Source organism: Pantoea sp. Mb-10, from assembly GCF_021272205.1.
GTDB lineage: Bacteria > Pseudomonadota > Gammaproteobacteria > Enterobacterales > Enterobacteriaceae > Pantoea.
Genome location: NZ_JAJSDX010000002.1, coordinates 517,360 through 541,974 on the forward strand (window position 1 = coordinate 517,360; position 24,615 = coordinate 541,974).

Here is a 24,615-nt window from a genome sequence, read left to right on the forward strand (position 1 = left end):
ATACCTCTCTCGTTCACCTCGGGCGAGTATAGGAGGGCGGCGCAGGCGCAATATGACAAATATGAACGGCCTCTGACATTTTCCATTTATCTGGCGTTGCCACACTCGCGCTATATCTGACAAGCGGAGTTTGGCGATGACGGCAACACCAATCTTAGAAATGCGCGACATCACCCGACGCTTCGGCAGCTTCTATGCGCTTAAAGGCGTGGATCTGTCGGTCTGGCCGGGCGAGGTGCACGCGCTGATGGGCGAAAACGGGGCCGGTAAAAGCACGCTGATGAAGATTCTTGCCGGTGCTTACACCGCCAGCAGCGGCGAGATTTTCATCGACGGGCAGCGTTACACCCTTAAAGGACCGAAAGAGGCGCTGGCGGCGGGGATAACGCTGATTTATCAAGAGATTAATCTGGCACCGAATCTTACGGTGGCGGAAAACATTTTCCTTGGCAGTGAGATCTCGCGCGGCGGCTTGGTGAAGCGGCGGCAAATGGTGGAGGAAGCGCAGCAGGTCATCAGCCGCCTCGGCGCGCAGTTCAGCGCGACCGATCTCGTGAGCAAACTCAGTATTGCCGAGCAGCAGCAGGTAGAAATCGCCCGCGCGCTGCACCGCAACAGCCGCATTTTAGTCATGGATGAGCCCACGGCGGCGCTCTCCAGCCGTGAAACCGAACAGCTATTTGCGCTGATCAAGCGCCTGCGCAGCGAAGGCATGGCGATTATCTATATCAGTCACCGCATGGCGGAAGTGTATGAACTCTCCGATCGGGTGAGCGTCCTGCGCGATGGCCAGTATGTAGGCAGCCTGACGCGTGAACAGCTCAACGCCAGTGAACTGGTGCGCATGATGGTGGGGCGGCCGCTGAGCGATCTGTTTAACAAAGATCGCACCCTGAGCGTTGGCGAGGTGCGCCTCGCGGTCAATCACTTGTGCGATAACCGCAAAGTGTTTCCCAGCAGCCTGACGGTGCGCGCCGGTGAAATTGTCGGACTGGCCGGACTGGTAGGTGCTGGGCGCAGCGAACTGGCGCAGCTGATCTTTGGCGTGCATCCGCCCAAAGGCGGCGACATCTGGATCGACGGCGAAAAGGTGCAGATCGGCTCGCCGCGTGAAGCGATTGCGCTGGGCATCGGCTTTCTCACGGAAAACCGCAAAGAGCAGGGGCTGTTTCTGGAGATGGCGACGCAGGAGAACATCGTGATGGCAACGGTGGAGCGTGACGCCCGCTACGGCCTGATGAACCGGCGTAAAGCCCAAACCCTGGCCCAGCAGTCCATTCAGGCGCTCAATATTCGCGTCCCCCATGCCCAAGTGCGGGCGGGCGGGCTCTCCGGCGGCAATCAGCAAAAATTGCTGATTTCGCGCTGGGTGGCGATTGCCCCGCGCATCCTGATTCTGGATGAGCCGACGCGCGGCGTGGACGTCGGCGCGAAAAGCGAGATTTACCGCATGATGAACCAGATGGCGCAGCAGGGCGTCGCGATTTTGATGATTTCCAGTGAGCTGCCTGAAGTCGTCGGCATGAGCGATCGCGTGTATGTGATGCGTGAAGGTACCGTGGCAGGCGAGCTGACCGGTGATGAAGTGACCCAGGAAAATATCATGACACTGGCCACCGGCGCGCAGCCGGTTCAGGCCTGAGGAGAGCGCAATGACCAGTGAAACCGCACGCGTGAAAAGTCCGACGCTTAAGCGTGCCCTGATGGGCGATATGCTGCAAACGGTAGGCATCCTGCCGATTTTGATTCTGATTGTGGCGGTGTTTGGCTTTGTGGCACCCAACTTCTTTACCGAAGGCAACCTGTTGAACATCACGCGCCAGGCGTCCATCAATATTGTGCTGGCGGCAGGCATGACCTTTGTGATTTTAACCGGCGGTATCGACCTTTCTGTGGGATCAATGCTGGGCACCACGGCGGTGGTCGCGATGGTGGTGTCGCTCGATCCGGCGTTTGCCGGCCTGACCATTCCGGCGGCGCTGGGCGCGGGCCTGATCATGGGCGTCTTCAACGGCATTCTGGTGGCGTGGGCGGGACTGCCGCCGTTTATTGTGACGCTGGGCACCTATACCGCGCTGCGCGGCGCGGCCTACCTGCTGGCCAACGGCACCACGGTGATCAACTCCGACATCAATTTTGAGTGGATAGGCAATGGCTATCTCGGTCCGGTACCCTGGCTTATCGTGATTGCCTTTGCGGTGATCGCCATTTGCTGGTTCATCTTACGCCGCACCACGCTGGGCCTGCACATCTATGCGGTGGGGGGCAACGTGCAGGCGGCCCGCTTGACCGGCATTAAAGTGGGCGCGGTGCTGCTGTTTGTCTACGCCATGAGCGGATTGCTGTCCGGCTTGGGGGGATTGATGAGCGCCTCGCGCCTCTATAGCGCCAACGGCAACCTCGGCGTCGGCTATGAACTGGATGCCATCGCGGCGGTGATCCTCGGTGGCACCAGCTTTGTGGGCGGTATTGGCACCATCACCGGCACCCTGGTGGGCGCGCTGATTATCGCCACGCTTAATAACGGCATGACGCTGATGGGCGTCTCTTACTTCTGGCAGTTGGTTATCAAGGGCGCGGTGATCATTATCGCCGTGCTGATCGACAAATACCGTACCCGGCACCACGTCGGCTAAGGGCAGCCGCCCACCGACGCATCCACACGGACGCTGGCTTGAGAGGCGTCCTTATAAAGCAAAAAAAGCAGGAGAACATCGACTATGCGTTTTAATCCGATTATTACCGGACTGCTGGCTGCCACGCTGCTAAGTGCGCCTCTCGTGCAGGCCAAAGAGTTAAAGTCCATCGGCGTGACCGTGGGCGACCTTGCCAACCCGTTCTTTGTGCAGATCACCAAAGGGGCGGAGATGAAAGCGCGCCAGCTGGCGGGCGATAAAGTCAATGTGACGCTGGTGTCCAGCGGCTACGACCTCGGCCAGCAGGTGGCGCAAATCGATAACTTTATTGCGGCCAAAGTGGACATGATCATCCTCAACGCCGCCGATTCAAAAGGCATTGCGCCTGCGGTGAAACGCGCGCGCGATGCCGGCATCGTGGTGGTGGCGGTGGACGTGGCAGCCGAAGGGGCCAACGCCACCATCACCTCCGATAACACCCAGGCGGGCGCCATGGCGTGTAAGTACATCGCCGATCGCCTGAAAGACAAAGGCAATGTGGTGATCATCAACGGACCGCCGGTGTCTGCCGTACAGAACCGTGTGGAAGGCTGCATGACCGAGCTGAAATCACATCCGGATCTGAAGCTGCTCTCCTCCAACCAGAACGCCAAAGGCAGTCGTGAAGGCGGCCTGGAAGTGATGACCGGCCTGCTGTCGGCGCATCCGAAGATCGATGCGGTGTTTGCCATCAACGATCCGACCGCGATCGGTGCCGATCTGGCGGCGAAGCAGGCGCAGCGTAGCGAATTCTTTATTGTCGGCGTGGATGGATCGCCAGACGGTGAAGAGGCGCTGAAACGCAAAGGCTCGCTGTTTGTGGCGACCCCGGCGCAGGATCCCCAGGTCATGGCCGCGAAAGCAGTGGAAATTGGCTATGACATTTTGCAGGGCAAGCCAGCTCCGGATAAACCGGTGCTGATTCCGGTCACGCTGATCGATCGTAATAATGTGGGTAGCTACAAAGGCTGGACCGTGAAATAAGCTGGGCGGGCGGCACCGCGCCGCCCCCATCATCAAGGGGCTGTTATGCAACGATCCGAAGTGAATGCCATTCTGCAGCGCACCCGCGAATTTTTTACCCGTCAGGATGTGCACTTGCCCGCCTGGGCGGATTACGGTGTGAGCCAGTGGCGCGCGCTGGACCTCGCCGCCGCCGACGAGCTGCTGACGCTGCATCTGGGCTGGGACGTAACCAGCTTTGGCGCCAGCAACTTCAACCACATTGGTTTAACGCTCTTCACGCTGCGCAACGGCTCGCGCGGCGGCCATCCCTGGCATAAACCCTATGCAGAAAAGATCATGCACGTGCGCGACGGTCAGCTCACGCCGATGCACTACCACCCGCAGAAAATGGAAGACATTATCAATCGCGGCGGCGGAAATCTGATTATTGAGCTTTACAACCGCGAGGGCGACGCGCTGGGCGACACGCCGGTGCAGGTCTCGCTGGACGGTTTTCGCCAGACGCACGCGGCCGGTTCGCAGCTGCGGCTGGCGCCGGGCGAGAGCGTCACGCTGCCTGCGGGGATCTGGCACAGCTTCTGGGGCGAAGAGGGCTTTGGCGATGTGCTGGTGGGCGAGGTCTCACTGCCCAACGACGACGAGCACGACAATGTGTTTCTCACCCCGTTACCGCGTTTCAACCAGATTGAAGAAGATGAGCAGCCGCGCTGGCTGCTGTGTAACGACTACCCCCACTGGCTGGCCTGAAGGAGTTTACCGTGGCACTGATTTCACTTGCTCAGGGTTTGCAACATGCGCAACAGCACGGCTACGCGCTCGGTGCATTCAACGTACTGGACACCCACTTTCTGCGCGCCTTGTTCAGTGCCGCAGAGCAGCAGCGATCGCCGTTCATTATCAATATTGCGGAAGTGCATTTTAAATATGTCAGCCTGCCGCATTTGGTGGCGGCGATCCGCACCGAAGCGGCGTTGCACGACCTCCCGGTGGTGCTGAATCTCGACCACGGCCTGCACTTTGAAGCGGTGATGCAGGCCATTCGCCTCGGCTTTACCTCGGTAATGTTCGATGGCTCTGCGTTAAGCTACGAAGAGAACGTGCGCCAGACGCGTGAGGTGGTGAAACTGTGCCACGCCGTAGGCGTCTCGGTGGAAGCTGAGCTGGGTGCCGTCGGCGGCGATGAGGGCGGCGCGCTGTTTGGTGAGGCCGACAGCAGCAAGTTCACCGATCCCGATCGCGCGGCGGCGTTTGTTGAGGCCACCGGCATCGATTGTCTGGCAGTGGCGATTGGTAACGCGCACGGCAAGTATAAAGGCGAGCCCAAACTCGACTTTGAACGGCTGGCGGCGATCCGCACGGCGGCCGGTATCCCGCTGGTGCTGCACGGCGGCTCGGGCATCAGCGACGCGGATTTCCAGCGCGCCATTGGTCTGGGTATCCATAAAATCAATTTCTATACCGGCATGTCGCAGGCGGCGCTGGATGCCGTTGAAGCGCAGATCGCGCAGCGCGAGGCGCGCTACGACGGCTTTGCGGAGCTGCTGATGTCGGTGGAGCAGGCCATTACCGGCGTGGTGGCGCAGCAAATGCAGATCTTTGGCAGTGCGGGAAAAGCCTGAGATGACGGCGCGCAGCGGCATTCTGGCCGCGGGGACGCTGCTGGTGGACTATGTGCAGCGCATTAGCCACTGGCCCGCGCAGGGCTGGCTGGCGGAAATCCAGCACAGCGACAAAGGCAGCGGGGGGGCCGCGCCAAACGTGCTGCTGACGCTGGCGCGGATGGAAACTGGGTTACCGCTGGCGTGCGCCGGCTGCGTGGGTGACGACGGCGATGGCGATTATCTGTTGCAGCTGCTGGACGCACATCAAGTGGATCGCCGCTTCGTGCAGCGCCGCGCCGACGCGATCACCGGCATGACGCAGGTGATGACCACGCCGGATGGCCAGCGCACCTTTTTCCACGCGCGCGGCGCGAATACGCAGTTAGGTGTGGCGCACTTCAGCGAGGTCAACACCGATCACCGCATTTTTCACTTGGGCTATCTGCTGCTGTTGGACAGCCTGGATCGCGCGGATGCCGAGTACGGCACGCGCAGTGCGCGCCTGCTGGCGCAGATGCAGCAGCGCGGCTATCTCACCTCGCTGGATTTGGTGTCCCGCGCCGGGGAGTATCGTGCGCAGGTGCTGCCCGCGCTGCGCTGGCTCGATTTTTTAGTGATTAACGAACTGGAAGCGCAGTCGCTAACCGGTATCACACTGCGCACCGAACACGGCGTGTCCCCGCCCGCCGCGTTTGCCGCCGCCGCCGAGGCGTTGCTGGCGCAGGGCATCCGGCAGCGGGTGGTGATCCACGCGCCGGAGGGGGCGTGGGGCAGCGAAGGCCCGCGAACAGGCCAGTGGCAACCCGCGTGGCGACTCGCCTCAGAGGACATTGTGGGCAGCGTGGGGGCGGGAGACGCGTTTTGCGCAGGCATGCTCTACGCCAGCCACGAAGGCTGGGCGCTCGCGGATTCACTCAAATTGGCGCACACCTGCGCCTGCTTTAATCTGCGCGCCGCCAATGCGTTAGACGGGGCGCGGACGCTGGCGGAGATGCAGCGTTGGATGGATCAGGCGATCTGCGACGCACGCTGATCGACGGCAGGACGCATCACGTCGGCCGAAAACACATAACCCAGGCCGCGAATGGTGCGGATCAAACTGGGCTGGTGCGGGTTAGCTTCAATTTTGCGGCGCAGGCGCATGATCAGCACGTCAATGGTGCGATCGAAGACGTCGAGGCTTTCGCTGTGCGTCAGCTCCAGCAGCTGATCGCGGGTTAACACCTTACGCGCGTGACCCACCAGCGCGCGCAGCAGCGTATATTCGCCTTGCGTCAGCGGCACGCTCTCACGCTGCGGATTGAACAACTGGCAGCGGCTGTCGTCCAGCTGCCAGCCGTTAAACATCCAGCCGCTGGCGTGTTCCACCGCCGGCTGTGCCAAACGTCCGCAGCGGCGCAGTGCGGCGCGGGCGCGCGCCACCACGACGCGCGGGTTAAACGGTTTGGCGATGTAGTCATCCGCGCCCATCTCCAGCCCGACGACCATATCGGCTTCCGATCCCATGCCGGTGAGCATAATCACCAACAGATCGGGACGCTGACGCTGCATCTGCTGCAACACCAGCAGGCCATTGGTATCCGGCAGCATCATATCCAGCATCACCAGCGAGATCTCCGGGTGTTGTGCCAGCAGCGACAGCGCTTCGCGGCCCTGATGGCAGCTATAAACCGTAAAAACGTGTTCATTCAGCACGTCGTGCAGCAGTTCACACACAGCACGATCGTCATCTACCACTAATATCGCGGGCTTCATTGGGCTGCCTCTCGGGGTCATACAGGGGTAAAAGCAGTGTAACCTGCTGATTTTGGCCTGCTGTATTCGCCGATAAAAACGTGAGCCATATCGCCTGCAAGTGTGCGAAAGCGTGCGTTACCGCAATTTTTTTAGGGGCGGTAGCGGCCAACAGGAAAACGATTGCGCGTCAGTGGTGCAATGCACCATAATCGCGCCTCGTTCTGGTTCGGAATTATCTGAGCATTGGCTGCTTTTTTGACGTAAACGTTTGCGTTTGCGGGTGGCACAGCAATTGCTCAGTGGACAGGGGAAAGCGGAAGGCAGCAAGCCTTGCGTCCGACTCGCTCGCTTTCACAACGACAATTATGCTCCGGTTTCATGAGGTTGCCGCGTAGGCAGTGCCGCTGAGGCCAGGAGAATAAAGCTTAACCACATTGGCAAGAGAGAACGCGCCTTCGGCCGTCTCCGCTTATGAGAGATGATGATGTTAGAAAAACTCTTCAAACTGAAAGCGCATAACACCACCGTGCGTACCGAGGTCATTGCCGGTATTACCACGTTCCTGGCAATGGCCTACATCCTGTTTGTTAACCCCAGTATTCTTGGGGCAACCGGCATGGATAAAGGCGCGGTGTTCGTGGCGACCTGCCTGGCGGCGGCGATTGGCTGCGTTCTGATGGGGCTGATTGCCAACTACCCGATCGCACTGGCACCTGGCATGGGGCTCAATGCGTTTTTCACCTATACCGTGGTGCTGCACATGGGCTACACCTGGCAGATTGCGCTGGGTGCGGTGTTTCTGTCGGCGGTGATCTTCTTTGCCCTGTCGATTTTTAAAATTCGCGAGTGGATTATCGCCAGTATCCCGCTGCCGCTGCGCGCGGGCATCGGGGCCGGTATTGGTCTGTTCCTTGCCATCATTGCGCTTGAAGGCGCGGGCATTGTGGTGGATAACCCGGCCACGCTGGTGGGCTTAGGCGATCTCACCAAGCCGGGGCCGCTGCTGGCGCTGCTGGGCTTTTTCATTATTGTGGTGCTGGAAGCGCGCCGCGTCACCGGGGCGGTATTGATCGGGATTTTGGTGGTGACCTTTATTTCCATGGGCATCGGCCTTACGCCGTTTGGCGGCGTGTTTTCCGCACCGCCGTCTATCGCGCCAACCTTTATGCAGCTTGATATCGCGGGCGCCTTTAACGTGGGTTTGGTGAGCGTCATCTTCGCTTTCCTGTTTGTGGACGTGTTTGATAACACCGGCACGCTGCTGGGTGTCACCAAGCGCGCTGGACTGGCGGATGAGCAGGGCAATGTACCCAAAATGGGGCGCGCCCTGATTGCGGACAGCGCCGCGGCGCTGTTCGGCTCGCTGCTGGGCACCTCAACCACCACCAGCTACGTGGAGTCGGCGGCGGGCGTGAGCGCAGGCGGACGCACCGGATTGACTGCGATGGTGGTGGCGGTGCTGTTCCTGCTGAGCCTGTTTTTCTCGCCGCTGGCGGGTAGCGTGCCGGTCTTCGCCACTGCGCCTGCGCTGCTGTTTGTGGCGGTGCTGATGACTTCAGGCTTGGCGGATATCGACTGGAAAGATATCACCACGGCGGCGCCCGTGACCGTGACGGCGCTGACCATGCCGCTGACGTACTCCATCGCTAACGGGATTGCGTTTGGTTTTATTACCTGGACGGTGGTGAAGCTGCTGAGCGGGCGCACGCGCGAAATCAACGCGGCACTGATCATTCTGTCGATTCTGTTTGTGATTAAGCTGGGCTGGCTGAGCGCCTAAGTGGAATAACGGAAGCCCGTTCGGGCTTCCGTTCTGGTTTTTCTCGCTTTCTTTCCTATGACGGCGCGCGGTTTGCCCTCGCTTCCGCACACGTGATGTAATGCAACTAGCGGAACGGCGGTTCGTTGAACGTGCGCAGCTTACGCGAGTGCAGTTTGTCGCCTTCCGCCCGCAACAGCTCCACCGCGCAGATACCGATTTGCAGGTGCTCCGAAATCGCGCCTTCATAAAAGCGATTGGCCTGGCCGGGGAGTTTGATCTCGCCGTGCAGCGGTTTGTCTGACACGCACAGCAGCGTGCCGTACGGGACGCGGAAGCGATAGCCCTGTGCCGCAATCGTGGCGCTCTCCATATCCACGGCCACCGCGCGGCTGAGGTTGAAACGCAGTGCCGAAGCGGAATAACGCAGCTCCCAGTTGCGATCGTCGGTGGTGACCACCGTACCGGTGCGCAACCGCTGCTTCACTTCTTCGCCCGGCATATTGCTCACCGCCTTGGTGGCGTCGTACAGCGCGCGCTGCACTTCCGCGATGCTCGGAATCGGAATATCGGGTGGCAGCACGCTGTCGAGCACATGGTCATCGCGTAAGTAGGCGTGGGCCAGAACGTAGTCGCCAATGCGCTGGCTTTCGCGTAAGCCGCCGCAGTGGCCGATCATGAGCCAGGCGTGCGGGCGGATCACCGCCAGGTGGTCGCAAATGGTCTTGGCGTTAGACGGGCCCACGCCAATGTTCACTAACGTGATGCCGCGATGGTTAGGCGAGGTCAAATGCCAGGCCGGCATCTGATGCTTTTTCCACGCCAGATCCGACATCATCGCTTCCGGGTCGCGGGTGTCGGCGGTGATCACCACATCTCCCGCGCAGGCCAGGCTATCGTAAGGCGTCGTGGGATCCTGCACCTGCTCAATGGCCCAGCGCACAAACTCATCAACGTAACGCGTGTAGTTGGTAAACAGCACAAACGGCTGGAAATGCTCCACCGCGGTGCCGGTGTAGTGACGCAGGCGCGCCAGCGAGAAGTCGGTGCGCAGCGCATCGAAATGGGAGAGCGGAAAAGAGGCGTTGGCGTGAAATAAGCCATCGGCGGTTTCATCGCCAATCTGCGACAGCTCGGTGGTGGGGAAGTGGCGCGCAATGCTGGCGCTCATGGAGCGGTCCAGGGACAGATCCGAACCATCGATCACGTACGGAAAGGGGATCTCCTGCTGCGACGGCCCCACCGTAATTTCCACGGCGTACTCTTTCTCCAGCATCTGCAGCTGCTCGGCCAGATAATGACGCAGCAGCGCCGGACGCGTGATGGTGGTGCTGTAGCTGCCGGTGTGGGTAAAGCGGCCCCAGGCGCGGGTACGATTCTGCTGCGGGCCTTCGCCCTGCCAGCTGATGCGCAGCTCGGGATAGACAAACAGCCCTTGCTGGCGGGCAGCTTCATCGGGCAGCGTGCCCTGTTCGGTGAAATCGCGAATGGCGTTACGCAGCGCGTTAACGGCATCGTCGTAGAGGCGCTCTAGCTGATCCAGCGCCTGCTGGCTGCTTAATCCGTTCCGTTGTGTGTGCATACGTTCTCCTGAAATAACGGGGACAGTTGTGCCTGAGCATAGCGGATAAATCCTGCAGTACGGTGAAGAATCTGTGGTGATCCGCGCACGCGCCGGGCGGCAGGGCATCGCGAGCCGCCGAGGGTGGGCGGTTGACGCTGCGGCATGAGCAAAAAAGTTTGTAATAATCGTTGAATAGCGCGGGGAAAGACTTTGCATAATGCTTAGCACGCTATCATCATTATGACTCCTCTCTCTTTTTCCCAACAAATTTGGTACTCCCTTGCAAAATCCTGGCGTAGCAGTGATGCGGGCGGTCAGAAACACGGCGTGGTATCCGAAACGTCGCGCTTATCGCACGCTTTTTTGGCGTGAAATCACGCCGCTGGCGGTGCCCATTTTCATCGAAAACCTCTGCGTGATGCTGATGGGCGTACTGAGCACCTTTTTGGTGAGCTGGCTGGGCAAAGAGGCCATGGCGGGCGTGGGTCTCGCAGACAGCTTTAACATGGTGGTGATCTCGTTTTTTGCCGCTATTGACCTCGGCACCACGGTGGTGGTGGCGTTCAGCCTGGCAAAACGCAACGGCAAGCGTGCACGCGCGGCCACGCGACAGTCGCTGGGGCTGATGACCGTGCTGGCCTTTGTGCTGGTGATTGCCATCGAGTTCTGGGGACATCGCATTATCGATGTGATTGCAGGCAGCGCGGAGCCGGAAGTCAAACAGCTGGCGCTGAGCTATCTGCAAACCTCGGCGTGGAGCTATCCGGCGGCGGCGATTGCCCTGATTGGCAGCGGCGCGCTGCGCGGTGCGGGCAATACCAAGATCCCCATGCTGATCAACGGCGGTATGAACATTCTTAATATCATCATCAGCAGCATCCTGATTTACGGGGCGATGGGCTGGGAGGGCATGGGCTTTGTCGGGGCGGGATTGGGGCTGACCATTTCACGCTACATCGGCGCGGCAGCGGCGCTGTACGTGCTCTATCGCGGTATCACCCCCGCGTTAAAAATTACCCTGGCAAGCTATTTCCGCCGCTGGGATCGCGCCATTTTACTGGAAGTGCTGGGTATCGGCGTGCCCGCCAGTATCGAGTCGGTGCTGTTTAACGGTGGCAAGCTCTTGACGCAGATCTTTGTGGCGGGCATGGGCACCAATGAAATTGCCGGCAACTTTATTGCTTTTTCCATTGCCACGCTGATCAACCTGCCGGGCAATGCGCTGGGCTCCGCCTCGACGATTATCACCGGTAAACGGTTGGGGAGAAATCAGGTGATGCAGGCCGAGCGCCAGATCAAGCATGTGTTCTGGCTGGCGATGATCGGCCTGTGCACGCTGGCGTTGATTACCGTGCCGCTCGCCGGCACCCTGGCGCAATTTTACACCCGCGATCCGCAGGTTATTGCGGTGACAAAACACCTGATCTGGTTGAACGCGGCGTTCATGCCGATTTGGACCGCGTCGTGGGTGCTGCCTGCGGGCCTGAAAGGCGCGCGCGATGCGCGCTACACCATGTACGTGTCGATGTTCAGCATGTGGGGCGCGCGCGTGGTGGCCGGGTATGTCTTGGGGATTGTGCTCGGCATGGGCGTGGTGGGCGTGTGGCTCGGCATGTTCCTCGACTGGAGCGTGCGGGGTGCGTGCTTCTGGTGGCGTTTAACCAGTGGAAAATGGCTGAATAATTATCGACGTATGCTGGAGAAAAGCAGGGCGTAGCGGCGGTTATGCGCATTGCGCATATTGATGCAACAACAGATCGTTTGGGCCCGAGTACGGCGTGAGGTTTACTGTCAGGGTAAATCTCACGTGGAGAGCCTGATAATGAAAACGCGCTGGCAGCACTGGTTCCGTCGCCTGTTTAGCCACGGGCCAGAGGAAAAGGGCTATCAGATGGATTTACTGATCCCGGTGAGCCAACTTTATGGTATTGAATTTCATCCGTCGCTGTCCCGCTATCATGAGCGATGAACGTCTGCACTTACTGATGCGCTACAGCTACTGGAATGAGCTGTGCGCGCGCGGCCGCACCCGCCACGCGGCGGGTGCATTGTTTTGACTCTGCTTGACGGCGCTACTCCGCAAAGGACAGTTGAAACACGAGATGAACGGACGGCGCACCGCTGCCGCTGTGCGCCACCGTAATGGACCGGTTATCAACCCACCACAGATCCCCCGCTTCGGGCGCTACCGCCTCATCCCCGCAGATCATTCTTGCGTCAGCCGCGCTGGCAAGAATCAAGTGATAGCTGTCCTGATACGCCGCAGACGGGGCATGTTGCGTGTGCGCGGGAGAAGGGAAAATGACCAAGGCGGCCGCGCTGAGGCGCTTGCCCTCTTGTTGGGCAAACGCCGTGAGCCAGCGCATACAGTGCGGGTACTGCGCGGCAAAGTGCGCTAACGACGGCTGATGTATTGGCGTGCTCGCGGCCTCGGCCAGCAGCGCGCTGACCTCAACATCGCGGCGGATCTGCTCAAAACTCAGCCAGCGTTGCGTCTCTTTTATTGCCTCAACGGACGAAAGCGCAGGAACGGGGGCGTCGGTACGGGGCGCAGCCTGCTCGCCTTCCCGCAGCCGATCGAACGCATAAAGATGATTCATATAGGTTGAGACATAAAGACCGCGACCATCGTCAGACAGGGCAACGGCATTGGTGACGGCATCCGGCAATTGCAGAATGCCTTTGATCTCCAGCGTGTCGACGTCAATCTCAATCACCCGACCGCCGTTGGTGGCAACCACCACGCGATCCTCTACCGCGCAGGGCGATGCGTAAACGCGCGCGCCCAGGTTGATTCGCTTGAGCAGTGTCATACGATCGACATCGATGATGTAGAGATGCCTGTCGCCGGAGCCGCAAAAGAGTTTGTTGCCGACAAACAGCGGCGTGGTGTAACAAATTTCACCGGTGGGCCATTCACCGCGCTTTTCGCCGGTGGCGACATCCAGCAGATAAATGGACTTATCAAACGACGCAAAGGCGGTCAGGCGGCGGGTGCTGTCGATGGCCGGCGCATATTTCACCGAGCGACGGGTCGGGAAGCGCCAGGCGATCTCGCCGGTTTGAGCCCGCAGAGCCAGCATTTCATGGTCGGCGCTGCCCCAAATGACCAAATCACCCTCGGGCCAGTAAGCGGCGGATCCGTGCTGCAAGCCGCGCACCTGGTGTTCCCACACTTTCTCGCCGTGATCCAGATTGTAAGCGGCCAGGCTGCCCTGCGCCCAAGGTCGCGCATACTCAATACCCACGCACACCAGATTATGTTGCGGCACAATCAGCGGCGACGATCCGACCCATTCGCCGTCGGGATGCGCCCAAATTTCCTGCCCGGTATCGGCATCCAGGCAGTAAAGCGTACCGTTATAGGCACCAAAATAGATCCGTCCCTGATGATAAGCGGGGCTGGACCAGATGCCCTTGCGCGATCCTGCCGCGCCCGTGGCCTCGAACTCCCAGAGCACGCCGCCGGTCTCCGTGGAGAAGGCCTGCATCTTGGCGGCATCGCAGCCGCGATACAGGCGATCGCCCACCAGCAGCGGTGCTGATTTGGGCACCACATGATAAGCAATGCCGCCCGGCGTCGCGGTGCGCCACCGTTCGCGCCAGGCTTGGGTAGGCGCAGGCGATCGCGTGTCCGCAGGCAGATCGAAATCGGCGAGGGTGAACAGCGTGTTAACGGTGATGCCGCGCCTTTCGCGCCAGTGCATCCCGCGCTCCGACTGAAAATCAATCACCACAAACAGCTCTCGCACCTCGTGGCCCGCCATGGAGAGCACGGCGCAGGCTTTCTCAGCGCTGGTGCCGGAATTCAGCGTGTCATCCACCAGCAACACCGGCAGATCCCGGAGCTCGCCTTCCACCGCGCGCGCCAGGCCGGAGGTTTTACGCGCCTTGCGGATAATCACGCCGTTAACGGCACCGCGCTGCGGCGGCGCGCTTAACATGAGTGCAGTCAGCAGCGGAATCGCGCCGGTTTCCATGCCCGCGAGTTGAAAAGGGGGGTGGTCAGCGTAGCGCTGCCAGAAGGCGGTGGCGATCGCCGTTAACGCGTGCGCATCCATAAACACGCGGCGCAGATCGAATAGCCAGTTGTAACGGCCACCCCGTTTGTTGATCAAGGGCGCGCCCTCATCGCCAAAATGAAGTCCGTTACGGGCGATGAGCTGCTGCATGTCGCTCAGGGTCATGGTGGGTTGTCCTGTCAGCTAGTGAGCATGGGCATGAGGAAATCAGGGCGCGACATGAAGGAATTGCGCCACCGGCGGGCCCCAGATTGCCGTCCCGCCTTTGCCGAAGAAAAGGTGATGGCCGTCGCGGCTAAACGCCGCAGGCGCGAGCCACTCCGCGCGGCCACCGGCTTGGGTAAACGCGCGATACATGGCCTGGGCGAGCGGCGGATCGAAATAGCTGTCGTTTTGCGCGTAGATCCATAGCGCGGGCGTACGGGCGCTGTGGCCATAGCGCGCGGCGGCCGCCACTAACCGTTCCGGGTGGCAGTTATTGCCTGGCTGGCTGTGGTAATGGCCGCCCCGACCGCCGGCCATATTGATAAACGCGGCGACGTGAGGGTGCGGCAGGCTGTCATAGGCAATCGCGCCCCAGCCGCCCGCCGATTGCCCGACGATAACCATGCCGTTGGGATTCAACGCGGGGTTGGCGGCCAGAAAATCCACGATGACGTTGATCTGCCGGGCCGTTTCTAGTCCGGCTTGGTAAAAGTCCGCCGTGCTGCATTGCGTATAGCCTTCGCTCCACGAACCGCCCGTGGCGCCGTAGCCCAGACGGATCACCAAGGCTACCGCATAGTGTCGGTCCAGGAACCAGCGTACGGCTTCGCTGTGGCAGCCAGCCAGCGTCAGGCCAGGGCGATCGGCGTCCGAGGGCGGTGAGCCATGATTGATCACCACGACTCTGGGCTGTGCCGGCGAGGCCGGAAAGCAGAGATGCCCCTGCAGCTGTGCACTGCCGCCTGCCGGATCGGCAATGGGAATATGCAGTGGCGCGTCGCGGATGTCCGGTTCCGCAGCAAAGCGCACTGCGGCGGTGGAAACGGTCGCGTCGAGCAGAAGCAGGGCGAGCAGAAAAAGGCGCAATAAAGGCATGGGTGGCACCTCGCTTTCAACGGTCAAGGCTGCTGGCGCAATGGGCGCAGGTGAAAACATAAGGTCATGCACAGCGTTGGGCAAAGGCGTCCCGGCGGGCGCGAGGCGCGCAAAAGGGCGCCGTCAAACATCAGCAGACGGCCGGGACGCGGGCGCACCGAGACGCACTCCCGCGCCGGATCGTAGAACACCATTTCACCTGCCCAATCATCCCGCCACTCCGGGTTGAGATAGATCACCACTATCTTTTCACGATCGGACGGCTTCGCGTAGCGGTGCGGCAAGCCTTCCATGCCATAGGTGTGGCCATTAATATACGCACGCACCAGCCCGTACCCCGGTGCCAGCTCCTCTTTGATCGTGGCGTAGAGATCGGCGATCGGTTGCAGCCCCGGCGCGGCATACAGCACCTCGTCATAGGTGGCTTTGTCTTTGGCATGCGCGCGACCGGACAGATGGATATGCCACGCCGGATACGTCTCACCCAGCAGTCCCGGATAGAGGCCATACTGCCATCCCTGCTGATTCACCACGTGCGCATAGAGCGGTGCGACGTCAACAAACTGATTGATGATTTTTATTGATGCATTGTCACAAGACATGCTCCCCTCCTTTGGGTTAAGGCGATGCCGCACCGAATAACAGAGCGGCATGGCGATAATCGGGCGCGAATACATGCGCAGCGTTAACGCGCCGCAGGGCTATTTATGAGGGCTTGCGGCCTGTTTTTTATAATCCAGCGAAAAGAACAGCAGTCCGGCGATATACAGCGCATCAATGGGAATGCGTAAATAACGCGGATCGAGGCCGGGATGGCGTCGGGCATAAAAGGTGAATGCGATGGTCGCGATAAATAAAACCAGCAAGCCGACTTTCATTATTGTGCGCCAATGGGGACGGGTGAGCCGCTCGGTAAAATAGCGTTGCCCTGCCAGAAAAAGCAGACCGAAAAACAGCATTAAATCGTACGAGGTGCCAAAATCCACCGGCGGTAAGAGGTGCAAATAAGAGAGACCGTCGGCCAACAGACGAATAAACAGCAACGCAAAAATACACAGTACAAGCAGGCTGACTTTTTTCTTCTGCGGGAGCTTGAGATGCATCATAACCTCCAAAGCGAAATAATCCGGTTGCGAAGGCGTTAATGTCGGCGGAAAAATCACCCACGCGCTTAACGCGGCTGTCACAGAGGAAGGTTGATTGACGCGTGCGCGCGTCAATCAACCTTTTGGTACGCACATTGACCCCCGATCGATGCGGAGCCTGCGGTATTAGCGCAAGGCCTGTTCGCTTTCGATCAGCGTTGCCTTAACGGACACGTCAGCAACGTGGGCAACGGCGACCGTGAGCAGGTCACGACTGCGGCACTGCGTTTGAGAACGTTTTTTCTATGCTTTGGACAATGTCCTCAAGCGCGGCGCGGGCGTTGGCGGTCGTGGCCTCATTAATCGCTTTTTCCGCATTATCGAGCGCCTGCGCGCCAAGCATCATGCCCGATGGAATGTTGCCCTCATCGAAGGCCGCAGCGGCCAAGCCCATGCCCGCAGCCGCCATCACACCGTGAATGCCGGCATTTTCAAGATCCTGGAAGCCCTGTGATAAATCCGGGGAGGCACTGGCGCCCTGTTGCGCCTGATCGGCCACCGATTGGGCATTGCTTGAGATAGTGGCTTCGGCTGACTGATAATCACCCGCATGGACATCACTGGCGACCTGACTGGCTACCGCGCCATCGGGATCGGAGGCGGCAACATCATTGCCGGTTTCGTTATCGCCAATACCATCAAAGTTGCCTGAGTCACCATATTCACCGGTATCGACATCGCCGCCCAGACCGCCATCGCTGCCGACATCATTGCCATCACTGCTTTCATCGGTATCGCCTTCGTCGTCGCCACTATCACCGCCGTCGCCGCCATCACCGTCACCGTCACCGCCGTCGCCACCGTCACTACCGTCTCCGTCGCCACCGTCACCGCCATCACCGTCGCTTTCCGACAGCACGTGCACGCTGGACTGGGCCGTCGCCGTCTTCGCGGATTGATGCAGCGCGGCGTGATGGGTGCGGGCTTTGGCTTCGTGCACTTTTTTGTGGGCGTGCGCATGGTGAATGGACGTCTCCACCGGCTCGGCGCCAAGGGATTTTCTTGCGCCTCCCGCTACCAGATCTATCTCAACGATATCTAACGTTCGCATAGCTTATTCCTTACTGTTTAGAGAACGATTAAGCGGGGACACCGCAGGCTTCGCCTGTTCCCGCATCTTCTGGCCCATTTTGCGGCACTGCCGTTACGCGCGGCTGGGCCATGCCGCGGGTAAGTTCAATCACGCGGTCGGCCTGCGCAATGGTTTCAGGACGATGTGCGATCAGAATGCGGGTAATATTGAGCGCGGCAATGGCGCGGTTTACCTGCTTTTCCAAATTAACGTCGAGATGGCTGGTGGCCTCATCCATCACTAAAATCTGCGGGCGCTTATACAGGGCGCGGGCGAGAAACAGGCGCTGACGCTGGCCCCCTGACAGCACCGAGCCCATATCGCCCACCAGACTGTGGTAGCCCATTGGCATGGCGATAATGTCGTTGTGCACGCCAGCAAGGCGCGCCGCATCTTCAATGGCCTGCGGCGTGGCCCGATCGTCGAAAAAGGTGATGTTGTCGGCGATGGATCCGCTGAAAAGGTGATCGTCTTGCATCACGCTGGCGGTCATGGCGCGGTATTTCGCTTTGCCCAAGCGGCGGAGATCCATCTCGCCCACGCGTACGATGCCTTGCTGCGGGTCAAGCAGCCCGAGCAGCAGACGCACTAACGTGCTTTTTCCGCACCCGGACGCGCCGACAATGGCTACGCACTCGCCGGGCTGAATGACAAATGAGCAGTTTTTCAGCACCCACGGTTCTCCTTCGCCATAGCGGAACGCCACGTTCTCAAACGCGATGCCCGGCGCGGGATCGGGCCCAACGTGACCGGCGTGGGTATGCGATTCCGGCGGGGTCAACACGATATCCGCCAGGCGCTCGGTTTGCAGCCGCAGCATACGCAGCTCAATGCCGTAATCGATAAGACTGGCGACGCGGCTGCTGAACTGGTCGCTGTAGGCCACAAAGGCCGTCAGCATGCCCACCGTCATCTGTCCCTTTAACCCCAGCCAGGCGCCCAACCAGAGCACGCCGATGCGCTGGGCGCCCGACGTGAGGTTTTGCAGAGCAGTAAACAGCATATCGAGCCGCTGTACCGCCACCGAGGTATTCAACGCGTTCGCCGTGACGTTTAAATAGCGCGACGTTTGTCCGGACTCTTGGTTGTAGAGACGTATGGTTTGGATGCCTCTCACCAGTTCGAGAAAGCGACTGTGCTGCTGGGCGCGCGTGGTGATCTGGCTGAGGTTGGATTCACGATAAATACGAAAATAGAGATAGCGCAGCAGGCCATAAATCAGCATCGCCACCAAGGTGATGGCCGCCAGTAGCGGGTTATAGACAAACAGCGCCACGGCGGTGAGGGTCGCCATCATGCCGTCGAGGATCACCTCAACGAAACGGGTGGTGAGGGTTTGCTGAATGGTTTCGATGGCGCCAAAACGTGACACCACATCGCCGAGGTGACGCGCGTGAAAGTACGATTGCGGCAGCCGCAGCAGATGCTGAAAAACGTTGCCGGTCCAACCGAGATTAAAGTGCGTGCTGAGGCGGATCACCGACCAACTGCGCAGGGCAGAGACGGTGGTTTCGAGCAGTAACAGCAGCAAAAAGCTCAGGCCAAGGAACGTCAGCAGGTCATAGTCGCCATCGGTGAGCACCTGGTCGACAATCATCTGCATAAAGAGCGGGGCCAGCAGGGCAAACAGCTCCAGCACCAGCGCCATACTGAAAATCACTGCAAGGCCTTTGCCGAGGCCGCGTACCGCGCCCGCCAGCGCCCGCAGCGACACCGGCGGATCGGCCCGGCGGCGTCGGAAGGTTGGCCCACGTGAAAATTCAATCGCCACGCCGGTGAAGTGGCTGGCTAGCGCGTCGAGGCTGATGCGACGCATCCCCACCGCCGGATCGTGGATCACCGCCGCGCGCCGGGACACGCGCGCCAGCACCACAAAGTGGTCGAGGTCCCAGTGCAGCACGCACGGTGTCGCAAGCTGCCCCAGCTCGTCCATGTCGAGACGCACCGCGCGGCACTGTAGCCCCAGCCCGTGGGCAGCTTCAATCAGCTGTCTGGCGGTCATGCCTTTGAGCGACAGGGAGAAACGGCGCCGTAGTGCGGCAAGATCAATATGGTAGCCGTGATAGCAGGCAATCATCGCCAGGCATGCCAGGCCGCATTCAGCGGCACCCGCCTGCAAGATTTCGGGCAGGCGATGGCGTCGCCAAAAAGAGAGCGCCTCCATGCGGCTTGGCCGTTCGGCGTTGGGATCGTGTTGATTCATGATGTTTTGGCCCAGTAACCCATGCTTAGCAGCGGTTCAAAAATCCACTCAATCATGCGACGGCGCTCCAGTAACATATCGGCATCCAGCGCCATACCGGGTTTGAGGGATTCGGTGCGCGCGTCGGTATGAATGGTTTGCGCGTTTAGGGCGATTTGTACCCGGTAATAGGGATCGGGAGAGGCGGGTTGGGGCTGTGCGCCGCCCAGCAGCTGCGTCACTTCATTCGGCGACAGCGCGCTGCGGGAGACCGTGAGAACGGTGCCTTTCTGTAGGCCAAATTTCTGATAGGGAAACGCCTGATAATGCAGCACAACGCCGACGCCGGGGTGGACAAAGCCAATCGCCTGGCTGGGCACCAGCACCTGCGCCTCCAGCGTGGTGCCGTCCGGCACGATGGACAGCAGCGGCTGGCCCACCGCCACGGTGTCACCCACTTTTGCCAGCAGGGAAGAGACCATGCCAGCGGCGGGCGGATAGAGTACGCTGTCACGCGTCGCCTCATTTTGCGCCAGCGTTTGTTGAATCTGCGCCAGCTGACGCTGTAGCTCGTTGAGCTTGGCCGAGGTGGTGAGCGGCAGCTGCGCCAGCTGATCGTTTAGCGCGCTGAGCTGCTGGCGCGTGACGTAACGCTGCTGCACCAGCGATTTGTACTGACTTTGATCGCTCCAGACCTGCGACTGCTCTTGCTCGAACTGCAGGGTTGACACGTAGCCTTTAGCCAACAGCGGACGCCATTTAAGCACCAGCTCTTGCGCCATGGCGATCTGGTGGGATTCAATCTCAAGCTGCGCATTGAGCTGATCTATCTGGCCGCGCAGCATCGCTTGTTGCAACTGGTTATCTTGCGTCTGCTGCGACTCCAGGGACTGCGTATCCTTGATATCCTGCACCAGGCTGGCCGCTTCACGTTGCAGTTGCACGGTGACGCTGGCTGAGGTAGCACCTAAGGAACGGCTGGTATGCTCACCGGAAATCAGGATCAGCGGCGTGGCTTTGCGCACGTGTCCGCCTTCGCTGACAGAAACGTTTTCCACCACGCCTGCGGAGCTCGCGCTGACGGTGATCAGGCCCGCTTTGGGCACCAATATGCCAGTGACGTGCACACGTCGGGTGTAGTGGCCGGTAAACAGCCAGATCACAATGGCGACCGCGATGCTGACGGCGATAGCGGCCCAGATTTGATCGGAAATCGGTGTGGCGAGCTGCACGCTACCCAGCCATTCCCGAGAAGGTGCATCAAGTACTTGTTTACGAAAGAGTGGCTGTTCCATTTCCTCGGCCTTTATTCAAGCAATATGCGAGTCGGGCGAAATGAAGAAAAAGGAAAAAACGCACGGGCGGGGAGCCCATTTCTCCTCTGCATCCATTAACTGTGAAAACAGGTAATAAAGAAAACAGGTAGTCAATAACAAGCGTGCTTAACCATAATTTCTTTTTTAATGTCTGCGAAGAGTAAAAGGTGTTTCCGAGTGTTTGTTTTTGAATGCGTGCATGTCGAATGATTGCGTCATTCATTTATGACAATATGATTCCGTGAGACTGGAGCGAATAATGCTAGCCCCGTTATTTCATTAGACAGGGCATCTATTGCACAGGGTGAGGAAAGGGCGCGTTGGCGCGGCTGAAGGCGATTGCCGTATTTCTGTGGCGTATTACGCATCGCGAAATATTCGCTGCCTGGCGCGAGCGGAGCAGAGGTTTATCCTGTGATATGCCTCTATCCGGTAACCAAATGGAGGGAGTATGCCTAAAACAAAAGTATTGTTCGCTTATTGTCTGGAACTTGATCGCTGCTTATCCATTGATGAAGCGCGGACCGAGTATTTTTCCCGAAAGCCGGAACAAAGAAAACGATTCACTTTTTCCTGTAGCGATCGAAACTGTAATGTCACGATCAGCGGTGTTAACTATCACGTTAAAGCGGAGGATGGTGAAAAATTTAAAGCGGCCCATTTCCGCTCGCCCCAGCCTCATGCGTTCGGATGTGAATGGATTGCGTTCAACGAGGATGCGGATCAGGAGAGGCGACCCAGTGAATCCGAGGCTGATTTTACCGAAAGAAAAGCCCGGCAAAAGCTGACGGACGCGATCAACTGTTTTGACCCCACCCTTAATGATCCCCACGAAAAGCCTGCAGATGCTGAACATCTTGTTGTTCCAACGCGGGTAAAAACGCCCGTTGAAGCGGATGAAACGGGCGATGCAGCTGCAGAGCCACGCTGGAGCCGCTATACGCGAACCAATCAACTGCAGCGGCTGATCGATACGTGGCAGGAAGCGAGAAAAACGCTGCCGCAGGATGAATTTAAGGCGTTGAGATTGAAGATCATTCATCACGGTCAGGTCTACCTACATCAATATGTCAGGCACATTCAGCGAGGATTACTTCACCCTCATGCGGGCGTTATTTATGGCGGCGCGACCTTAGTGCATCGGTACGGGCGGGGTTTTCTGATGAATTTCTTTGATAAACATGAGGAAAAACCTGTTCGCTTATACGTGAGTAAAGATCTCATGGCGCAAGGCCGGTTTGGTCATTATATCGATGACATTCTGGCCACAGAAAACGTCAGGTATTTCCGTGTGTTTTTGCTAAATCCTGGGGTGCTTGAAAGAGAGACCAGCACGGGACAAGCCGTTATCAACCTTGAAATATCAACGCTGCGTCAATTGGCAATTTACTATGAGTTGGACGCCAGCCGGAAAGAGAATGAAGCCTCAACCGACGCGTGAGTGGAGGAATAGGAAGCAGGTGACGCGTGGGTAAATAAAAACACGCGGCGAAAAGCTGGAAAGTAAGCCGCTTTGGCGGAGGTGTAGAGTGACTGCTGAGTAGCCGTGATAACGCAAACAGCGCCAGGCGCACTCAGGCCTGCTTTTTACGACAAGGGCGAGACGAGACAAAAAAAGAATCAGTGAGCGTTTACGCGAATGGGTCAAATACAGGGATGTCAGGATTCACGGAAGGGGTGAACACAAGATTGGCTCCTCTGACTGGACTCGAACCAGTGACATACGGATTAACAGTCCGCCGTTCTACCGACTGAACTACAGAGGAATCGTGTGAACGAGGCGCATATTAAGGGCAGCCTATTGTGCTGTCAACACTAAAAAACACGCACTTATTCAATTGGCTAGCAATTCGTCAATGCGCGAGTGAATTAGGCTGATTCCGGCGATAACGCCGCCAAACGCGCCAGAGGGTGCTGACGGTAAAAACGTTGCAGATGGTGATACATCGCGGGAAAGCGATCGGCAATTAAATCGGGCGCGCTGAAAAAATATTCAGACAGTACGGCAAAGCATTCGGCAGGATCGCTGGCGGCATAGGGATCAATGGTGGCGGCTTGCTCACCGACCAGCGCCACCTCGGCGTCGATATCGTCCATGGCCTGCAACAGATCCTTTTCCCACTGGGCCACGTCGCGCAGGGCGAGGGCAGGAACGCCGCTGGTATAACCGCTGCCGCGCGCGTCCAGCTTATGCGCCACTTCATGGATCACCAGGTTAAAACCTGAGAGGTCAAACGAATCTTCCAGGTCAACGGCGTTCAATACCACCGGCCCTTGCGTCCAGCTTTGGCCGGCGTGCAGTGTCGCAGCGTGGTGCACCAGTCCGCTGTCGTCTTGCCAGCGATCTTCAACGTGAAAAGGTTCAGGATAAATTAACACTTCATGAAAGCCGTCCAGCCACGCCAGCCCGAGTTCGCGCACCGGCAGGCAAAACAGCAGCGCAAGGCGCGCGGTCTGTAATTCACCCATTCGCAGGCCCGCCAGCGGGGTGATTTTTTTAAGCAGCAGAAAGCGCTGCGCGAGGCGGGCAAGTGCGTGTTGTTCGTCGCGGGTGAGCAGAGAGAAAATCGGCTGCGCCAGCGCCTGTTGCCAGGGCAGCGCAATCACAGCGGCATCGTTCTGCCCGTTCCACGGCCATTTGAACATGCATGACTCACTTTGCGAAGAGAAGGGAGAGTGTGATGCGGCACGCTGCGGCATCAAGCCGCCTATTCAAACAGTTGCTTAAAGCCGTGTCTGTGATAGTTCTAGCAAAGTGGCGAACGCACCAGGTCAAACAGGCGGTCAACGAGACCGCCAATTCGCACGTTAACTGAGACGTTCAACTTGTTTGAACGCGATGACCCACACCCACGGGTTGACCTCCCAGCTGGTGGCACCGTACTGCTTCTGCCATGCTTTGCGATAGGCTTCTTTGGGGGATTCAGCATTCATGTTCATGGTGAAAAAATTATTCAGGAAGTGCGAATCGGTCTGCACGCCTTCGGCAATGATATCTTCTTCGCTGATGTCCTGAATCTTTTCTGCCCGTACTGCGGTGATCTCAAGATCGATACGACTCGCCCAGCGCGGCATATGAATCGCGGTTTGCCAACCAAACTGGTCGGCATCCTGTACGTTCTCTTCGAGCTGGCCCAATTCATTACTGTCGGCGCGGTACTGGCAGAAGCTGGGATTGCGGAACGGCAGCGGGTCGCGTTCATAGTCCGCGAGCTGTGCCTCTGGCACCAGCGGACCGCGCCAGGTTTCGCGGACCCACAAGCGGTCGCCGGGCTGGCCAAACGGGCAGTGTGAGCTGACGTCTGCCATTGACATCAATCGGCGACCATGCTGATGGTTAGCCGTAACGTCAAACGCATGAACGCCCTCGTGATGATCCTGGCCTGGACCAAATGATTGCGTTTTCATAATGCGTCGGGTTTGGGTCTGCTGACCAATCAGCAGGGCGCGTACCCGCTGTTCAGAAAAAAGAATCGGCCGTTCTTTCATTGTGTAC

General features: G+C 59.0%; 21 protein-coding genes and 1 tRNA gene. 10 read left to right on the top strand and 12 right to left on the bottom strand.

Going from position 1 to position 24,615, the window contains the following annotated elements; genetic code table 11:
• Positions 1-136 precede the first annotated feature (136 nt).
• The 6 genes from LU196_RS05620 (at position 137) to LU196_RS05645 (ending at position 6,275) form a co-directional block, all read left to right on the top strand.
• Entirely contained in the window at positions 137-1,642 is a 1,506-nt protein-coding gene (locus tag LU196_RS05620) for a sugar ABC transporter ATP-binding protein (protein ID WP_232759670.1), read from the top strand.
• Positions 1,643-1,652: 10 nt separating this feature from the next.
• Positions 1,653-2,636, top strand: coding sequence for an ABC transporter permease subunit (locus tag LU196_RS05625; RefSeq protein WP_232759671.1), 984 nt, complete (start codon positions 1,653-1,655; stop codon positions 2,634-2,636).
• An 84-nt stretch (positions 2,637-2,720) separates the two neighbouring features.
• Positions 2,721-3,659, top strand: a complete 939-nt coding sequence (locus LU196_RS05630; protein WP_232759672.1) for an ABC transporter substrate-binding protein — start codon at positions 2,721-2,723, stop codon at positions 3,657-3,659.
• 45 nt (positions 3,660-3,704) lie between these two features.
• On the top strand, positions 3,705-4,388 hold the full coding sequence (locus LU196_RS05635; RefSeq protein ID WP_232759673.1) for a D-lyxose/D-mannose family sugar isomerase: 684 nt from the start codon (positions 3,705-3,707) through the stop codon (positions 4,386-4,388).
• Positions 4,389-4,399: 11 nt separating this feature from the next.
• Positions 4,400-5,260 (top strand): ketose 1,6-bisphosphate aldolase, encoded by an 861-nt coding sequence (locus tag LU196_RS05640; RefSeq protein WP_232759674.1) that lies wholly within the window; start codon positions 4,400-4,402, stop codon positions 5,258-5,260.
• Between the two features lies 1 nt (position 5,261).
• Complete coding sequence (locus tag LU196_RS05645; protein ID WP_232759675.1) at positions 5,262-6,275, top strand: carbohydrate kinase family protein; 1,014 nt, start codon at positions 5,262-5,264, stop codon at positions 6,273-6,275.
• On the opposite strand, the gene LU196_RS05650 is transcribed toward LU196_RS05645, so the two are convergent.
• A complete protein-coding gene (locus LU196_RS05650; protein WP_232759676.1) occupies positions 6,251-6,997 on the bottom strand; it encodes a response regulator in 747 nt (248 codons plus the stop codon). The genes LU196_RS05645 and LU196_RS05650 overlap by 25 nt on opposite strands.
• A 463-nt stretch (positions 6,998-7,460) precedes the next feature.
• Between LU196_RS05650 and LU196_RS05655 the strand changes: the two genes are divergently transcribed.
• Positions 7,461-8,759, top strand: coding sequence for an NCS2 family permease (locus LU196_RS05655; RefSeq protein ID WP_232759677.1), 1,299 nt, complete (start codon positions 7,461-7,463; stop codon positions 8,757-8,759).
• A 106-nt stretch (positions 8,760-8,865) separates the two neighbouring features.
• On the opposite strand, the gene LU196_RS05660 is transcribed toward LU196_RS05655, so the two are convergent.
• A complete protein-coding gene (locus LU196_RS05660; RefSeq protein WP_232759678.1) occupies positions 8,866-10,320 on the bottom strand; it encodes an AMP nucleosidase in 1,455 nt (484 codons plus the stop codon).
• Between the two features lie 286 nt (positions 10,321-10,606).
• On the opposite strand from LU196_RS05660, the gene LU196_RS05665 reads away from it, so the two are divergent.
• Positions 10,607-12,019, top strand: coding sequence for an EmmdR/YeeO family multidrug/toxin efflux MATE transporter (locus LU196_RS05665; RefSeq protein WP_232759679.1), 1,413 nt, complete (start codon positions 10,607-10,609; stop codon positions 12,017-12,019).
• Positions 12,020-12,124: 105 nt separating this feature from the next.
• A complete protein-coding gene (locus LU196_RS05670; protein ID WP_232759680.1) occupies positions 12,125-12,271 on the top strand; it encodes a hypothetical protein in 147 nt (48 codons plus the stop codon).
• Positions 12,272-12,374: 103 nt separating this feature from the next.
• Here the strand turns inward: LU196_RS05670 and LU196_RS05675 are convergent, their stop codons facing one another.
• From LU196_RS05675 to LU196_RS05705, 7 genes are all read right to left on the bottom strand, one after another.
• On the bottom strand, positions 12,375-14,489 hold the full coding sequence (locus tag LU196_RS05675) for a PQQ-binding-like beta-propeller repeat protein (protein WP_232759681.1): 2,115 nt from the start codon (positions 14,487-14,489) through the stop codon (positions 12,375-12,377).
• 42 nt (positions 14,490-14,531) lie between these two features.
• Positions 14,532-15,404, bottom strand: a complete 873-nt coding sequence (locus tag LU196_RS05680) for a dienelactone hydrolase family protein (protein WP_232759682.1) — start codon at positions 15,402-15,404, stop codon at positions 14,532-14,534.
• A 23-nt stretch (positions 15,405-15,427) separates the two neighbouring features.
• Positions 15,428-16,006 (bottom strand): 2OG-Fe(II) oxygenase, encoded by a 579-nt coding sequence (locus LU196_RS05685; protein ID WP_232759683.1) that lies wholly within the window; start codon positions 16,004-16,006, stop codon positions 15,428-15,430.
• A 99-nt stretch (positions 16,007-16,105) separates the two neighbouring features.
• Positions 16,106-16,507, bottom strand: coding sequence for a hypothetical protein (locus LU196_RS05690; RefSeq protein ID WP_232759684.1), 402 nt, complete (start codon positions 16,505-16,507; stop codon positions 16,106-16,108).
• A 250-nt stretch (positions 16,508-16,757) separates the two neighbouring features.
• Complete coding sequence (locus tag LU196_RS05695) at positions 16,758-17,600, bottom strand: hypothetical protein (protein ID WP_232759685.1); 843 nt, start codon at positions 17,598-17,600, stop codon at positions 16,758-16,760.
• Between the two features lie 28 nt (positions 17,601-17,628).
• Positions 17,629-19,824 (bottom strand): peptidase domain-containing ABC transporter, encoded by a 2,196-nt coding sequence (locus LU196_RS05700; protein WP_232759686.1) that lies wholly within the window; start codon positions 19,822-19,824, stop codon positions 17,629-17,631.
• On the bottom strand, positions 19,821-21,098 hold the full coding sequence (locus LU196_RS05705; RefSeq protein ID WP_232759687.1) for an HlyD family efflux transporter periplasmic adaptor subunit: 1,278 nt from the start codon (positions 21,096-21,098) through the stop codon (positions 19,821-19,823). The genes LU196_RS05700 and LU196_RS05705 overlap by 4 nt, the downstream gene beginning before the upstream one ends.
• A gap of 472 nt (positions 21,099-21,570) precedes the next feature.
• On the opposite strand from LU196_RS05705, the gene LU196_RS05710 reads away from it, so the two are divergent.
• A complete protein-coding gene (locus LU196_RS05710) occupies positions 21,571-22,560 on the top strand; it encodes a hypothetical protein (RefSeq protein ID WP_232759688.1) in 990 nt (329 codons plus the stop codon).
• Between the two features lie 249 nt (positions 22,561-22,809).
• On the opposite strand, the gene LU196_RS05715 is transcribed toward LU196_RS05710, so the two are convergent.
• The 3 genes from LU196_RS05715 to LU196_RS05725 form a co-directional block, all read right to left on the bottom strand.
• Positions 22,810-22,885: transfer RNA gene (locus tag LU196_RS05715), tRNA-Asn, on the bottom strand.
• A gap of 103 nt (positions 22,886-22,988) precedes the next feature.
• Complete coding sequence (mtfA, locus tag LU196_RS05720; RefSeq protein WP_232759689.1) at positions 22,989-23,765, bottom strand: DgsA anti-repressor MtfA; 777 nt, start codon at positions 23,763-23,765, stop codon at positions 22,989-22,991.
• Between the two features lie 162 nt (positions 23,766-23,927).
• Positions 23,928-24,608: a hypothetical protein gene (locus LU196_RS05725; RefSeq protein WP_232759690.1), complete on the bottom strand. Its 681-nt coding sequence runs from the start codon at positions 24,606-24,608 to the stop codon at positions 23,928-23,930.
• Positions 24,609-24,615 lie beyond the last annotated feature (7 nt).